Source organism: Sphingomonas sp. GW821-FHT03E12 (genome assembly GCF_059420685.1).
In genome coordinates this window covers 568,347-582,185 of record NZ_JBWKUF010000002.1, presented here as the reverse complement: position 1 = coordinate 582,185, position 13,839 = coordinate 568,347, and the positions used below count along the sequence as shown (strand labels likewise).

13 protein-coding genes and 1 tRNA gene are annotated in these 13,839 nt (G+C 66.8%); 6 read left to right on the top strand and 8 right to left on the bottom strand.

Annotated features, from left to right (window positions below; translation table 11 throughout):
- The first annotated feature begins 28 nt into the window (after positions 1-28).
- Together AC07TU_RS08355 and AC07TU_RS08350 are read left to right on the top strand one after the other, a co-directional pair.
- A complete protein-coding gene (locus AC07TU_RS08355) occupies positions 29-1,180 on the top strand; it encodes an acyl-CoA dehydrogenase family protein (protein WP_495187437.1) in 1,152 nt (383 codons plus the stop codon).
- Complete coding sequence (locus AC07TU_RS08350) at positions 1,177-2,280, top strand: phosphotransferase (RefSeq protein ID WP_495187436.1); 1,104 nt, start codon at positions 1,177-1,179, stop codon at positions 2,278-2,280. The genes AC07TU_RS08355 and AC07TU_RS08350 overlap by 4 nt, the downstream gene beginning before the upstream one ends.
- A gap of 142 nt (positions 2,281-2,422) precedes the next feature.
- Here the strand turns inward: AC07TU_RS08350 and AC07TU_RS08345 are convergent.
- Both AC07TU_RS08345 and AC07TU_RS08340 read right to left on the bottom strand, forming a co-directional pair.
- Positions 2,423-2,497 (bottom strand) — tRNA-Gln (locus AC07TU_RS08345).
- 52 nt (positions 2,498-2,549) lie between these two features.
- The gene (locus AC07TU_RS08340) at positions 2,550-3,626 is read right to left on the bottom strand and encodes a branched-chain amino acid aminotransferase (protein WP_495187671.1); all 1,077 of its coding nucleotides are present in this window, start codon (positions 3,624-3,626) and stop codon (positions 2,550-2,552) included.
- Positions 3,627-3,734: 108 nt separating this feature from the next.
- Here AC07TU_RS08340 and AC07TU_RS08335 point away from each other — a divergent pair, with 108 nt between their 5' ends.
- Positions 3,735-4,217, top strand: a complete 483-nt coding sequence (locus tag AC07TU_RS08335) for a MarR family winged helix-turn-helix transcriptional regulator (RefSeq protein WP_495187435.1) — start codon at positions 3,735-3,737, stop codon at positions 4,215-4,217.
- On the opposite strand, the gene proC is transcribed toward AC07TU_RS08335, so the two are convergent.
- Positions 4,214-5,017, bottom strand: coding sequence for a pyrroline-5-carboxylate reductase (proC, locus tag AC07TU_RS08330; protein WP_495187434.1), 804 nt, complete (start codon positions 5,015-5,017; stop codon positions 4,214-4,216). The genes AC07TU_RS08335 and proC overlap by 4 nt on opposite strands.
- Positions 5,018-5,184: 167 nt before the next feature.
- On the opposite strand from proC, the gene AC07TU_RS08325 reads away from it, so the two are divergent.
- The gene (locus AC07TU_RS08325; protein ID WP_495187433.1) at positions 5,185-5,685 is read left to right on the top strand and encodes a hypothetical protein; all 501 of its coding nucleotides are present in this window, start codon (positions 5,185-5,187) and stop codon (positions 5,683-5,685) included.
- A 17-nt stretch (positions 5,686-5,702) separates the two neighbouring features.
- On the opposite strand, the gene AC07TU_RS08320 is transcribed toward AC07TU_RS08325, so the two are convergent.
- The 5 genes from AC07TU_RS08320 to AC07TU_RS08300 form a co-directional block, all read right to left on the bottom strand.
- The gene (locus AC07TU_RS08320; protein ID WP_495187432.1) at positions 5,703-6,221 is read right to left on the bottom strand and encodes a type III secretion system chaperone family protein; all 519 of its coding nucleotides are present in this window, start codon (positions 6,219-6,221) and stop codon (positions 5,703-5,705) included.
- 111 nt (positions 6,222-6,332) lie between these two features.
- Complete coding sequence (locus tag AC07TU_RS08315) at positions 6,333-6,641, bottom strand: accessory factor UbiK family protein (RefSeq protein ID WP_495187431.1); 309 nt, start codon at positions 6,639-6,641, stop codon at positions 6,333-6,335.
- A 26-nt stretch (positions 6,642-6,667) separates the two neighbouring features.
- Complete coding sequence (locus AC07TU_RS08310) at positions 6,668-7,219, bottom strand: TspO/MBR family protein (RefSeq protein ID WP_495187430.1); 552 nt, start codon at positions 7,217-7,219, stop codon at positions 6,668-6,670.
- Between the two features lie 61 nt (positions 7,220-7,280).
- Entirely contained in the window at positions 7,281-10,376 is a 3,096-nt protein-coding gene (locus tag AC07TU_RS08305) for an efflux RND transporter permease subunit (protein WP_495187429.1), read from the bottom strand.
- Positions 10,376-11,467 carry an efflux RND transporter periplasmic adaptor subunit gene (locus AC07TU_RS08300; protein WP_495187428.1) on the bottom strand — a complete coding sequence of 364 codons (1,092 nt, stop codon included), beginning with the start codon at positions 11,465-11,467 and terminating at the stop codon, positions 10,376-10,378. The genes AC07TU_RS08305 and AC07TU_RS08300 overlap by 1 nt, the downstream gene beginning before the upstream one ends.
- A 212-nt stretch (positions 11,468-11,679) precedes the next feature.
- Between AC07TU_RS08300 and AC07TU_RS08295 the strand changes: the two genes are divergently transcribed.
- Together AC07TU_RS08295 and AC07TU_RS08290 are read left to right on the top strand one after the other, a co-directional pair.
- The gene (locus AC07TU_RS08295) at positions 11,680-12,786 is read left to right on the top strand and encodes a DUF47 family protein (RefSeq protein ID WP_495187427.1); all 1,107 of its coding nucleotides are present in this window, start codon (positions 11,680-11,682) and stop codon (positions 12,784-12,786) included.
- A gap of 8 nt (positions 12,787-12,794) precedes the next feature.
- Positions 12,795-13,808, top strand: a complete 1,014-nt coding sequence (locus tag AC07TU_RS08290) for an inorganic phosphate transporter (RefSeq protein ID WP_495187426.1) — start codon at positions 12,795-12,797, stop codon at positions 13,806-13,808.
- The last annotated feature ends 31 nt before the right edge of the window (positions 13,809-13,839 follow it).

Genomic DNA, 13,839 nt, shown 5'->3' with positions numbered 1-13,839 from the left:
ACATCGGCACGATCCGGAGCACTCCGCAGTGACGGCGGTGGAGATCGCCGGCCGGGTCGAGGCGTTCGTGCGAACGGTAGTAGCGCCCTATGAGCGCGACCCGCGTTGTGGTGCGCATGGCCCCTCTGCCGACCTTGTGCGCGAGCTGCGCGCAAGGGCCCGGGAAGCCGGCGTGCTGACGCCACACATCCTTTCCGATGGCGCCCACCTCCCGCACCGCGATGTCGCGATCGTGCTGCGCGCGGCCGGCCTGTCGCCGCTGGGGCCAGTCGCGGTCAACGTCGCCGCCCCGGACGAGGGCAATATGTTCCTGCTCGGTGCGCGGGCCAATGCCGGGCAGAAGGCGCGTTTCCTGGCGCCGATGATCGCGGGCGAGGCACGGTCGGCGTTCTTCATGACCGAACCCGCCGAGGAAGGCGGCGCAGGCTCGGACCCGTCGATGCTGCGCACCACCGCGGTGCGCGACGGCGATCACTGGCGGATCGACGGCCGCAAGGCGTTCATCACGGGTGCGGAGGGCGCTGCCGTCGGGATCGTGATGGCGAAAGCGGATGAGGGCGCCTGCCTGTTCCTCGTCGACCTTCCCGATCCTGCGATCCGCATCGAGCGGGTGCTCGACACGATCGACAGCTCGATGCCGGGCGGGCATGCGATCGTTGCGATCGACGGGTTGCGCGTTCCAGCCTCCCAGATGCTGGGCGAGCCGGGAGAAGGCTTCAAGCTCGCCCAGATCCGGCTTGCCCCGGCACGGCTGACGCATTGCATGCGCTGGCTCGGCGCCTGTACCCGCGCGAACGAGATCGCCACCGACTATGCCAACCGCCGCCACGCGTTCGGCAAGCCGTTGATCGACCATGAGGGCGTCGGCTTCATGCTCGCCGAGAATCTGATCGACCTGAAGCAGGCCGAACTGATGATCGACTGGTGTGCGGGTGTGCTGGATGCGGGCGCGCCGGGAACGGCGGAAAGCTCGATGACCAAGGTCGCGGTGTCCGAGGCGCTGATGCGGATCGCCGACCGGAGCGTTCAGGTGATGGGCGGCACCGGCGTCAGCGGCGATACGATCGTCGAGCAGGTGTTTCGCGAGGTACGCGCCTTCCGCATCTACGACGGCCCGACCGAGGTCCATAAATGGAGCCTGGCCAAGAAGATCAAGCGCGACTGGATCGCCACGCAATGAGCGGGCCGTCCTTTGCCGGCGTCGGCGAAGTCCGCGCGGCGCATCGCTTCGACCCCGCCCGGCTTGCCGCATGGATGGCGGCGCATGTCGACGGGTTCGAAGGCCCGCTGACGGTCGAGCAGTTCAAGGGGGGCCAGTCCAACCCGACCTACCGGCTATCCACCCCGGCGCGGCGATATGTGCTACGCCGCAAGCCGCCGGGCGTTTTGCTGCCCGGCGCCCACGCGATCGAGCGCGAGGCGCGGGTGATCGCCGCGGTCGAGACGGCGGGCTTTCCGGTACCGCATGTGCATGCGCTGTGCGATGACGATAATGTCATCGGCACGCCCTTCTACGTCATGGCGATGCTCGAAGGGCGGATCTTCTGGGACGCCACGCTTCCTGGCGAGACACCCTCCACGCGCGCAGCGATCTACGATTCGATGAACGCCGCCATGGCGCAGCTTCACCGGATCGATCACGTCGCGATCGGCCTTGGCGATTTTGGCCGCACCGGCAACTATCTCGAGCGCCAGATCGCGCGCTGGTCGCGCCAGTATCTCGAGGACGAGGCGGCGGGCCGCGATCCGCATATGGACCGGCTGATCGAATGGCTTCCCGCGCACCTGCCCGCAAGCGATGAGACGACCCTGGTTCATGGCGATTTCCGGATCGACAACATCGTCTTCGCAAGCGACGCGCCGGACATCATCGGCGTACTCGACTGGGAGCTCTCGACGCTCGGGCACACGCTCGCCGATTTCGCCTACCATTTGATGATGTACCGGATGCCGCCGCTGACCATTCCCGGCCTTGCCGGCGCGGATCTCGCCGCGCTCGGCATTCCTGGCGAGGCGGAGTATGTCGCCGCTTATTGCCGGCGGACCGGGCGCGACGGCATCCCGGACCTTGATTACTATCTGACCTTCAACCTCTTCCGTTTCGCTGCCATCTGCCATGGCATCAAGGGGCGAATCGCGCGCGGCACCGCAGCGTCCAGCGAAGCCAGTCGCCTCGCCTCCGATTTTACCGTGCTCGCGCAGCTTGCATGGGAGCAGACGGTCGGGATGAACGGCTCACCGGGGCGTCATGATCGACTCCAGTCGCCCCCCGCAGCATGAAAGACGGTATACAAATCGGGTTACAATAGAGGTCTGGCGCAGCCATGCGCGGGCGGGCCGAGTCCAACCGGCCAAGACATTCGATTGCGACGATCTGATAGATTTCCGACGCATCAGAGCCGACTCCACAAAGGGATTCGACTGGCTGGGGCGGCTGGATTCGAACCAGCGCATGGCGGTACCAAAAACCGCTGCCTTACCGCTTGGCTACGCCCCAGCATTCGCGGAAGGCACGCCCTTAGAGCGCGCCTTCCGCAAAGAAAAGGGGGTCAGCCGAAACGATGCACCCAGCCATGGCTGTCCGGCGCGTGACCGCGCTGGATCGCGGTGAGCTTCGCCTTGAGCGCTTCGGTCACCTGACCCGGACCGCCCGAACCGATCGTGAACTCGCCGTCGCGGCTCTTCACCTTGCCGACCGGGGTCACCACCGCGGCGGTGCCGCAGGCAAAGGTCTCGACCAGCTTGCCGCTTTCCGCATCGGCCTTCCACTGATCGATCGCGTAGGGGGCCTCGCGCACTGCAATCCCCTGCTCGCGCGCCAGCGTGAGGATCGATTCGCGCGTGATACCGGGCAGGATCGTGCCGCCCAGCGGCGGGGTCGCGATGCTGCCGTCGTCGAACACGAAGAACAGGTTCATGCCGCCCAGTTCCTCGACCCAGCGGCGCTCGGCCGCGTCGAGGAACACCACCTGATCGCAACCCTCACGGATCGCCTCGGCCTGCGCGACCAGGCTCGACGCATAATTGCCGCCGCACTTGGCCGCGCCCGTGCCGCCCGGCGCTGCGCGGGTGTAATGGTCGGAGACCCAGATCGTCACCGCCGGCGCGCCGCCCTTGAAATAGGCGCCCGCGGGCGACGCGATGACGAGGTAGAGATATTCCGCGGCAGGCTTCACGCCCAGGAACACCTCGCTCGCGAACATGAAGGGGCGCAGGTAGAGCGAGCCGCCCTCGATCTGCGGGATCCACTCGCGATCGGCCTTCACCAGCGCCTCGATCGATCCGACGAACAGGTCGTCGGGCAGCTCGGGCATCGCCATGCGCTGCGCCGATTCGCGGAAGCGGCGGGCATTTTCGAGCGGACGGAACAGCGCAGTACCGCCGTCTTCCATGCGATAGGCCTTGAGGCCCTCGAAAATCTCCTGCGCGTAATGGAGCACGGCGGTCGCGGGATCGAGGCTCAGCGGGCCGCGTGCGATAACCTTCGCGTCGTGCCAGCCCTTGGTATCGCTCCAGCGTACCATCGCCATGTGATCGGTGAACAGCTTGCCGAAACCGGGGTTCTCCAGAAGCGCCGTACGCTCGCTGGCGGGAACCGGATTGGGGTTGGCTTCGAACTCGAACATTGCGCTGCTCACGTCACTCTCTCCTGTTCAAGGCGTCAGCACCATCACGCCAGAGGCATCCAAGATGCCGGTTGCGCACGCCTAAGCCCGATGGCAAAACAGGTCAACATGGCTGTCCCAACTGCCTCTCCCCTGTTCCTCCGCGAAGCCGAGATCCGGCGCGGCGTAGAGCTGCTCTATTTCGGCTACAGCCATTTGACGCGCTCGATCGATGAGGGGCTGGCGGCGCAGGGGCTCGGCCGCGCGCATCACCGCGCGCTCTATTTCATCGCGCGCCAGCCCGACCTGACGGTGGGCGAGCTGATCGCGCTGCTCGCCATCACCAAACAGTCGCTCGGCCGCGTCCTCGCCGACCTCACCGAACGCGGCCTGATCGAAACCCGTCCGGGCCGCGAAGACCGCCGCCAGCGCCTGTTGCGCCTCACGCCTGAGGGAACGGCGCTCGAGGCCCAGCTGTTCGAAGCCCTGCGCGACAAGCTCGCCGCTGCCTATTCAAGCGCTGGCCAGGGCGCGGTCGGCGGCTTCTGGGCCGTGCTTGAGGGCCTGATCCCCGAGGCCGAACGCAAGCGCGTCTCCGCGCTGGGCCGCTAACCCGCGCGCGCCGCCGCTGCCATTTCCGCGTCGCGCCGCACCGAAGCCGCCAGCGTCTCCGCAACCAGCCGCTTGAGCGCGTCGTCCGCGTCGAGCACATTGAGCCCCGCACGCGTCGACCCACCCGGGCTCGCCACCTTGTCGGCCAGAGTCGCGGGCGAATCCGCCGACTGCGCCGCCAGCAGCGCTCCGCCCTCGGCCGTCGCCAGCGCCAGCCGCAACGCCTGCTCCGCGCTCAGCCCAAGCGCCGCGCCGCCTGCCGCAAGCGCGTCGACAAAGCGATAGACGAACGCCGGCCCGCTCCCCGCCAGCGCGCCCACCACGTTGAATTGCGAGGCCGCGACCCATTCGACCAGCCCGAGCGGCGTCATCAACGCCTCGGCCGCCGCACGCGCCTCTGCGCTCGCGCCGTCCGAATGCAGCGCCACCACGCCCTTGCCGATCTCGACGGGAAGGTTGGGCATCGCGCGCACGATCGCCTGCGCGTCGAACCGCGCCGCCAGCGCGGCCTCGTCGGCACCGGCAAGGATCGAGACGAGCAGCTTCACCCCGGCAATCCGGCTCGCCATCTGCCCGGCGACCTCATCGATCTGCTGCGGCTTCACCCCCAGCATCACCGCATCGGGCAGCGGCCCATCGGGCAGCACCCGCCCCTGCCGCACGCCTTCGGGCGGGTCCTGCTCGCGCCGGTTGAGCACGAACACGTCCGCGCCCCGCACCGTCCCCGCCGCAACCCAGCGCCGCAGCATGGCGCCCGCCATATTGCCGCAACCGATCAGCCAGAGGGTCTTGGGAGTCATCGCGTCAAATCCCAGCCGTCACCCCGGCCCTGTGCCGGGATCCACCGCGCGTCAGGTGATGCCGCCCGAACCGCAAGCGCAGCCCTTGCGGCAAGCTGGACCCCGGCACAAGGCCGGGGTGACGAGGTGCCAAGAGAGATTACGGCCCGATTGCGGGCATCGACAGGATGCTTCATCCTGCATGGATGAAAAGCTGCGCGATCTTCCCAACATTCGATCTGGAGCAGAATGACGAACGCTCGCGCCTGTGCATCGAGGTCATGACTACGATCGTTGTCGAAGCCCTGCGACAGGGAGGGGATCACTTCCACTATGCCGTAGATTGGCTTGATCCCGGCGCCGCGCCCGATCGCGGCATATTTGATCCCGGCATCGCTCAGCCGCATGTTCGACAGCTCGCCGATGCTGACGCGCTCTATGAGCGCATCAGGAAATCCGTTGATCCGTACAACGCATTGGGTTCAACGGTGCGGTCGATAGCGACATGCCGCTCAGCAACATTCGGCTATGACGGGCAAGCCTTCCTCTGCTTGCGGCTCGAAGACAAGCTGCCGACCACGCCGGACCCATCGCTGGTGGTGGTTGAGGAACGGTGCGAGTACATTACTCAAACCGATTATTTCGATGGTTGGGTGCCAGGCGACGCCGCACTCACGGACGGCAGCTGATCACCCATAGCGATCCCCTACGCCTCGCCCTGCGTCTCGATCAGCGCCGCGGCGATCGCGTCGCGCGGCGATTTCCCGCCCCACAGCACGAACTGGAACACGGGGTAGAAGCGCTCGCATTCGTCGATCGCGCTTTCGACCAGCAACTCGGTCTGGGCGAGCGTCATTGACGCGCCGCTCGTATCGCCGTCGCTCTCGCCCGGGATCATCGCGGCGTGGCGGAACAGCAAGATGCCGCTCGACGACCACAGCTCGAAATGGCCGATCCACAGCTGCTCGTTGACCAGCCCGATCGTCTCGTAGATGTCGCCGCGCCGCTCCTCGGGCACGCGAACGTCGGGGAAGCCCAGGAACTGGAGCACGCCATCGTCCTCGCGCCAGATCGCGCGCAGCTCATATTCGGTCCAGCTCCCCTTTACGCGGGCGACGATCTCGTCATCCTCGCGCTCATGGCTCCAGCCATGCGCTGCGTAATAGGTTTCCAGCATATCGATCGGCGCGGCATCGTCGCGCTCATATTCGCTCTCATCGAGCATCCGGTCGTCCCTCCGCCCGGCCCTTGCCTGTGCGCATGGGTGCCTTGCGGCGCTGCGCCGCACAAGCGGGTTATGGTTACCTACGCCTAAATAGGTGTGGAAAAGCGCGGCTTACGCGCCCGCCGCACCCTTTTTCGGCTTTGCGGTCTTCGGGGCTGCCTTCGGCGCTGCAGCACCGGCGAGCTTCGCCTCGAGCGCGTCGATCCGCGCCTTCAGCGCCTCATTCTCGTCGCGCGCCGCCGCGGCCATTGCCTTCACCGCCTCGAACTCGTCGCGCGCGACGAAGTCCATGCCGCCGACGAAGCCCTTGAAGCGCTCGCGCGCCGCCGATTCACCCTCGCGGGCCATGCCCGCCATGGTGCCGGCCGCGCCGTTCACGAACTTCACGAAATCGTCGAAAATGCGGTTGTCGCTCTGCATCTCAGTCCAGGCCCAAATAAAACAGTTCAGATACTCATTTGGGATGTCGAGGACCCCGGCACAAGAGTTTCCGCATTCGGGTTGAGCTGGTCGATCTGGTAGTTGAGCACGCCCGCGAAGCAGAGCCACGCCAGATACGGTACCATCAACCACGCCGCGCCCTTGCGGATCCGCGCGAATACGAGCGTCGTCGCCAGCGCCAGCACGAAGATCACAGCCAGCAGCAGCAATGCCGCCGACACCTGATGATAGCCGAAGAACAGCGGCGACCAGGCGAGGTTCGCGACCATCTGCACTGCGAACAGAATCAAGGCGGGCCGCCGCAGCCGCGATCCGCGTGCGTTGACGATCATCGCCAGCGCCAGCCCGAGCAGCACATAGATCGCCGCCCACGCCACCGGGAACACCCAGCCCTCCGGAGTCCCCTCGGGCTTGATGAGCATCCGGTACCAGGCGTTCTCATCCCCGCTCGGGAACAGGCGTCCCGACGCGAAGCCCAGCAGCAGGATGAACGGAACCGTGACGATCGCCCAGCGCAGGAAGGCGAGGCGCAACTGACCCTTGGACGCTATCTCCATCGCACCCCTCTACCGGGCGAATTTTACCCGGACGTTACGCGACCGTATCTATTTGCGGCCGTCACTCGGCAGCCTGGGGTTCGCCCATTGCCGCTTCCAGCTCGCGGCTCACTGCTTGGGGCGATCCGGTCCACTTCGCAAGCCTGCTGTAGAGGATCGGGATCAGGAACAAGGTGATCATCGTCGCCAGGATCACGCCGAACACAATGACGACGCCGATCGCCTGCCGCGCCGCCGCACCGGCGCCGCTCGCGACCATCAGCGGCACCGCGCCCGCCGCCGTCGCGATCGAAGTCATCAGGATCGCGCGCAAACGCCGGGCGGAAGCCATGCGGATCGCCTCGGCAATCTCCTTGCCCTCGTCACGCAACTGGTTGGCGAATTCGACGATCAGGATGCCGTTCTTGGCCGCCAGCCCCACCAGCATCACGATGCCGATCTGGCTGTAGAGGTTCAGCGTCTTGCCCATCACCGCAAGGCCCAGCATGCCGCCCGCCACCGCCAGGGGCACGGTCATGATGATCACTCCGGGGTGGACGAAGCTCTCGAACTGCGCGGCCAGCACCAGATAGACGATCAGGATGGTCAGGCCGAACACCAACAGGATCGATCCGCCGGTCTCGACGAACGCCTGGCTCTCGCCGCGATAGCCCACCGCGATCACCTCGGGCGATGCCGCCGCCTGAGCCTGCAGGAAGGCCAGCGCCTCGCCCAGCGAATAGCCCGGCGCGATCGCACCCGACAGAGTGATCGCACGCAGCTTGTTGAAGCGGCCCAGATCGCGCGGCCCCGAAACCTCGCGCGTGGTGACCAGGTTCGACAGCGGCACCAGCGATCCGTCGCGCGCGCGCACCTGGATGGTTGCAAGGTTGGCCAGCGTCGCGCGGCCCGCCGCGTCCGCCTGCACGATCACGCGATACTCCTCGCCACGATCGACATAGGTCGAAACGCGCCGCGAGCCGAGCAGGGTCTGCAATGCCTGGCTGACGTCGTTCACCGACACGCCCAGATCGCCCGCGCGCGTCGTATCGACGTCGATGCGAAGCTGCGGCTTGGTTTCCTTATAGTCGGAATCGAGGTTGATGATCCCCGGGTTCTGCGCCGCGGCGGCGAGGATGCGGTCGCGCGCCTTGACCAGATCCTCATAGGTCGTTCCCGCCAGCACGAAACCGATCGGCTGTCCGCGCCCGCGCCCCAGCGCCGAGCGGACCTGCGCGTTGCCGCGGATCGCCGGTTCGTTGACCAGGATGCGGTTGATCTGCTGCGCGATCTGCTGCGTGGTCGTCGTGCGGTCTTCCCAGGGCTTGAGAAAGACGATGAACATGCCGCTGTTGAAATCGTCGCTCGCGCCGAACCCGCCGGGCACGCGGCTGATCACCGTGCGCACCGCACCCTCGTTGAGCAGCGGAAGCAGCTTCTCCTGCGTCTGGGTGACGTAGCGGTCCATCTGGTCGAAGCCGGTGCCCTCGGGCGCGCTCAGCTGCACCTGCGCCACGCCCTGGTCCTCGGCCGGCACCAGTTCGGACTGAAGAGTCAGGAAGCCGCCCACCGCGACGCCGAGGAACAGCAGCACGCCGATCATCGGGATCAGCGGCCGGTTGATCGCCTTGTCGAGCCAGCGGCCGTAGAAATCCTCGAGCTTCTGGAACTTGTCGTCGATCCAGCCGGTGAACCGCCCGCGCTCCTGCTTCCTGAGCATCTTCGAGCACAGCATCGGCGTCAGGCTGAGCGCGAGGAAGCCGGAAAAGGCCACCGCGCCGATCATCGCCACCGCCAGCTCGCGGAACAGCAGACCGGTCTGCCCGGCGAGGAAGCAGATCGGCACGAACACCGCGCACACGACGAGCGTGGTGGAGATGACCGCGAAGCCCACCTGCCGCGTGCCCTTGAACGCCGCGACCAGCGGCGGTTCGCCTTCCTCGATGCGGTGATAGACATTCTCGAGCACGACGATCGCATCGTCGACCACCAGACCGATCGCCAGCACCAGCGCCAGCAGCGTGAGCAGGTTGATCGAGAAGCCGAACGCCCACAGCACCGCGAACGCGCCGAGCAGACAGATCGGCACCGTCACCGCCGGGATCAGCGTCGCGCGCCACGATCCCAGGAACAGGAAGATGACCAGCACCACCAGCACCGCGGCTTCGGCCAGCGTGTGCCACACACCCTCGATCGCGCGGCCGATGAACAGCGAATCGTCCGAACCAACGGTGATCGACATGCCCTCGGGCAGGTCCAGCTTGGCCGCGGTCTCCTTCGCCGCCTTCGCCACCGCCAGCGTGTTCGCACCGGACTGGCGGACGACGCCCAGGCCCACCGCCGGCTGCCCGTTCATGCGGAAGGTGGTGTAGGGGTTCTCCGCGCCCTGCTCGACCTTGGCTACGTCGCCCAGCTTGACCTGATAGCCGTCCGGCCCGCGCCCGACGACCAGCCGCGTGAAGCTCTCCGCCGACGCAAAGGGCCGGTCGACGCGCAGCGTGACGTTCTGCTGGTGGGATTCGATGCGCCCGGCGGGCAGCTCGACATTCTGCGTACGCAGCGCAGTCTCGACATCGGCCGGGGTCAGCTGGAACGCGACGAGCTTGTTGGCATCCAGCCATACGCGCATCGACGGCCGGGCCTCACCGCCGACGAAGACGCGGGCGACGCCGTCGATCGTGCTGAACCGGTCGACCAGATTGCGGTCAACATAATCGCTGAGCTCCAGCCGCGACCAGCCGGGGCGCGACACGACCAGGAAGAGGATCGGGTTTGAATCGGCATCGACCTTGCGCACTTCGGGCGCGAGCGCTTCCTCGGGCAGATCCTCGGTCACGCTGCCGATACGGTCGCGCACGTCGTTCGCCGCGGAATCGATGTCGCGGCCCGGGCGGAATTCGATCGAGATGTCCGACGATCCGTCGCGCGAGCGCGAGGTGATCGTCTGGATCCCCTCGATGCCCGACAGCACTTCCTCGATCGGCTGGGTGATCCGCGCCTCGACCACGCTGGCCGCCGCACCGGTATAGACGGTCTCGACCGAGACGACCGGCGGGTCGGTATCAGGATATTCGCGAACCGACAGGCTCAGGAACGCGACCGCGCCGACGATCGTCAGCAGGATCGAAAGGACGGCCGCGAAGACCGGCCGCCGGACCGAGACGTCGGAAAGCTGCATCAGCCGGCCTTGCCGCCAGCCTTGGGCTCGTCCGTCTTGGCCGCCTCGCCCGGCTTGCCCTTGGCGTTGTCCGCGGAGCCGGTGCGCACGTCCTGGCCGTTGGCGATCTTGACGACCCCCTCGGTCACGACGCGCTGACCGGCGCGAAGGCCATCGACGATCTCGACCATGCCATTCTGGCGCAGCCCGGTGCGGACCTGTATCCGCTTTGCCTTGCCGTTCTCGACGGTGAAGACGAACATCTTCTCGCCCTCACCCACCAGCGCAAGTTCGGGCACTGCGGGTACGGTGCGTTCGGCGGACTCGATCGTCACCGTCAGCAGCATACCGGGCTTCAGCCTGCGGTCGCCATTGGCCAGCACCGCGCGCACCGTGGCGGCGCGGGTCTGCGGATTCAGCACCGGATCGACCGTATCGACCGTGCCGCGGAACGGCTGGTCGGGATAGGCCGCGGCAATCGCCACGATCGGCTGGCCGGGCTTGAGCTGTGCCAGCAGCGTCTCGGGCACCGGAAAGTCGAGCTTGATGCGGCTGACGTCGCTTACCGTGACGATCTCGGTCCCCGCAGTCACCACCGCCCCGGCCGAGATGTTGCGCAGTGACACCCAGCCGCCGAACGGCGCACGCACCACGCGATCGGCGATTCCCGCCCGCGCCTCTGCCGCCTGCGCATTGGCCTGGCCGGCCAGCGCCACCTGCGTATCGACCGCGCTGCGCGTCGCGAAACCGCGCGCCTTGAGCGCCTCGAGCCGTTCGAGCTGCTGATGCGCCTCACGGGCCCGGGCGGTCGCCTGGGCAAGCTGGGCGTTCTGCGTCGCGGTCTCGAGCACCGCGATCACCTGTCCGCGCGCCACATAGGCGCCGTCGTCGAAATTGAGGCGGACAATCCGCTGGGTCACCGGCGCGGTCAGCGTCACCTGCTCGTTGGCGCGTGCGGTGCCGACGGCATCGATCCGCTCCACGAAGCGCGCAGGCTGCACCGCAGCCAGCGTCACCAGCGGGGCCTCACGCCCCTTCTTGAGCGCCGCATCGTTGCCGCCGCAGGCCGCCAGCATGGTTGCGGACGCCAAAAAGGTCAGAATCATTCGCATGGAGGAACGCGCTATGAATACCGGGGAAGGAAGGCAAGCTTGTCTCACCTATTTGTCGCAAAAGTGTGTCAATATCCTGCACCGCAGCATTGCAACGCCCTGGCGCATCCACAGGCTTTGACGTCACGCAAACGTCACATCATTGTAACATTCGAAAAAATCGGGCATCGGCGCGCGCCATAGGAGCCTCCGCCATTCGCCAGATCGCCGCCTTGCCCTACCGTACCGAAGGGACCGCCATCGATGCGCCCGTGCGCATCCTGCTGGTCACGTCGCGCGGCACGCGCCGCTGGGTGATCCCCAAGGGCAATGCCGCCGCGGCCGGCTCAGCGCCGCACGCCTGCGCCGCGCGCGAGGCAGAGGAGGAAGCCGGCGTCCATGGCGCCGCCTGCCCCACCCCGCTCGGCTCGTTCCGCTACCGCAAGACGCGCGGCAACGGCGCTTCGCTGATGGTCGATGTCGATGTCTTCCCGCTCGCCGTCACGCATGAGCTGCCCGAGTGGAAGGAGCAGCACCAGCGCGAACGGCGCTGGTTCACGCTTGCCGAGGCCGCCGACGCGGTCGACGAGCCAGACCTCTCCGACCTGATCCGCAGCTTCGGCGCGTCCGAATTCAACGCGGCCGCGCGCCGCAGCGGCGTGCTCACCGCCGTCGCCGAAAAATCGAGGATTTCCGACATGTTCGCCTGGTTCCAGCGCCTGCTCCCCAAGACGGGCAATTTCTTCGAGCTGTTCGAGGCGCATGCGGTGACAATCACCGCCTCGGCCGATGCGCTGGCCCGGCTGTTCCAGGGCGGCGGTTCGCTGCAGGACCATATCCGCGAGATCATGGAGCGCGAGCATGACGCCGACGGCATCATCCGCGAAGTGCTGCAGACGGTGCGGAAGACCTTTCTCACCCCGTTCGACCGCAGCGCGATCACCAGCCTGATCGGCGCGATGGACGATGCGGTGGACGAGATGCAGGCCGCGGCCGCCGCGGTCGATCTGTACGAGGTTACCGAGTTCGAGCCGGAAATGCGCGACATGGCCGCGATCATCGTCGATGCCGCGCGCCTGACGGCCGAGGCGATGCCGCTGCTGCGCGACGTCGCCAGGAACGGGCAGCGCCTCCACGAACTCACCGAACGCCTCGTGCGCATGGAGGGGCATGCCGACGACATCCACGACGCCGGCGTCAAGCGCGCGTTCAAGACCTATGGCCACGACCCGATGAAGTTCATCGTCGCGCGCGAGATCTACAAGCATCTCGAACGCATCACCGACGCGCTCGAGGACGTCGCGAACGAGATCGACGGCATCGTCATCGATCACGCATAAGCCGCACGATGCACGAACTCGCCTTCCCGCTCCTCGTCGGCCTGATCCTCGTCGCACTGGCGTTCGATTTCCTGAACGGCCTGCACGATGCGGCCAATTCGATCGCCACCGTCGTCGCGACCCGCCTGCTCGGCCCGGTGCAGGCGGTGGCCTTCGCCGCATTCTTCAACTTCGCCGCCTATTTCCTGACGCTTGGCTTCCCCGAGTTGCACAAGGTCGCAGAAACGATCGGCAAGGGATTGATCGACAAGGATCTCGTTACCCCAGGCGTCGTGTTCGGCGCGCTGATCGGCGCGATGTTCTGGAACGTCGTCACCTGGCTCAAGGGCATCCCCTCCTCATCCAGCCACGCGCTGGTCGGCGGCATCGTCGGCGCGGGCGTCGCGCATGCGGGCTTCACCGGCATCCAGTGGAGCGGCCTCAACAAGACCCTCATCGCCATCGTCCTCTCGCCCTTGCTCGGCATGTTGCTGGCGATGCTCATCATGCTGCTCTCCAGCTGGGCGTTCGCCCGCGCGACCAACCGCACCGCCGAGAAGAGCTTCCGCGTCCTTCACCTCTTCTCGTCCGCTGCTTATTCGGTCAGCCACGGCCTCAACGACGCACAGAAGACGATGGGGATCATCACCGTGCTGCTCTACTCGACCGGCTATCTCTCCGGCGAGTTCCACGTCCCCCATTGGGTCGCCATCGCCTGCTATGTCGCAATCGCGCTCGGCACGCTCAGCGGCGGCTGGAAGATCATCGAGACGATGGGCAGCCGCATCACCAAGCTGTCGCAGCATCAGGGGTTCAGCGCCTCGATGGGTGGATCGATCATGGTGTTCACCGCCTCCTTGCTCGGCATCCCGGTCTCGACCACCCACACGATCACCGGCAGCATCATCGGCGCCGGCACCGCCCGCCGCGCCAGCGCCGTGCGCTGGGGGGTCGCGCGCAACGTCGTCTGGGCCTGGTTCATCACCATCCCCGCCTCGGCGGCGGTCGGCGCACTCTTCTACCTGCTGACGCGCCTGTTCTGAGCGGCTAGGACACGCATCACGCCCTGGGAGA

What these genes read in the sequence shown, in the direction of transcription:
- AC07TU_RS08320 (WP_495187432.1), bottom strand. Translation starts at nt 6,221, where the DNA reads ATGCTCGATGAGAGCGAATATGAGCGCGACGATGCCGCGCCGATCGAT.
- AC07TU_RS08290 (WP_495187426.1), top strand. Translation starts at nt 12,795, where the DNA reads ATGCACGAACTCGCCTTCCCGCTCCTCGTCGGCCTGATCCTCGTCGCA.
- AC07TU_RS08340 (WP_495187671.1), bottom strand. Translation starts at nt 3,626, where the DNA reads ATGTTCGAGTTCGAAGCCAACCCCAATCCGGTTCCCGCCAGCGAGCGT.
- AC07TU_RS08310 (WP_495187430.1), bottom strand. Translation starts at nt 7,219, where the DNA reads ATGGAGATAGCGTCCAAGGGTCAGTTGCGCCTCGCCTTCCTGCGCTGG.
- AC07TU_RS08315 (WP_495187431.1), bottom strand. Translation starts at nt 6,641, where the DNA reads ATGCAGAGCGACAACCGCATTTTCGACGATTTCGTGAAGTTCGTGAAC.
- proC (WP_495187434.1), bottom strand. Translation starts at nt 5,017, where the DNA reads ATGACTCCCAAGACCCTCTGGCTGATCGGTTGCGGCAATATGGCGGGC.
- AC07TU_RS08335 (WP_495187435.1), top strand. Translation starts at nt 3,735, where the DNA reads ATGGCTGTCCCAACTGCCTCTCCCCTGTTCCTCCGCGAAGCCGAGATC.
- AC07TU_RS08305 (WP_495187429.1), bottom strand. Translation starts at nt 10,376, where the DNA reads ATGCAGCTTTCCGACGTCTCGGTCCGGCGGCCGGTCTTCGCGGCCGTC.
- AC07TU_RS08300 (WP_495187428.1), bottom strand. Translation starts at nt 11,467, where the DNA reads ATGCGAATGATTCTGACCTTTTTGGCGTCCGCAACCATGCTGGCGGCC.
- AC07TU_RS08325 (WP_495187433.1), top strand. Translation starts at nt 5,185, where the DNA reads ATGCTTCATCCTGCATGGATGAAAAGCTGCGCGATCTTCCCAACATTC.
- AC07TU_RS08350 (WP_495187436.1), top strand. Translation starts at nt 1,177, where the DNA reads ATGAGCGGGCCGTCCTTTGCCGGCGTCGGCGAAGTCCGCGCGGCGCAT.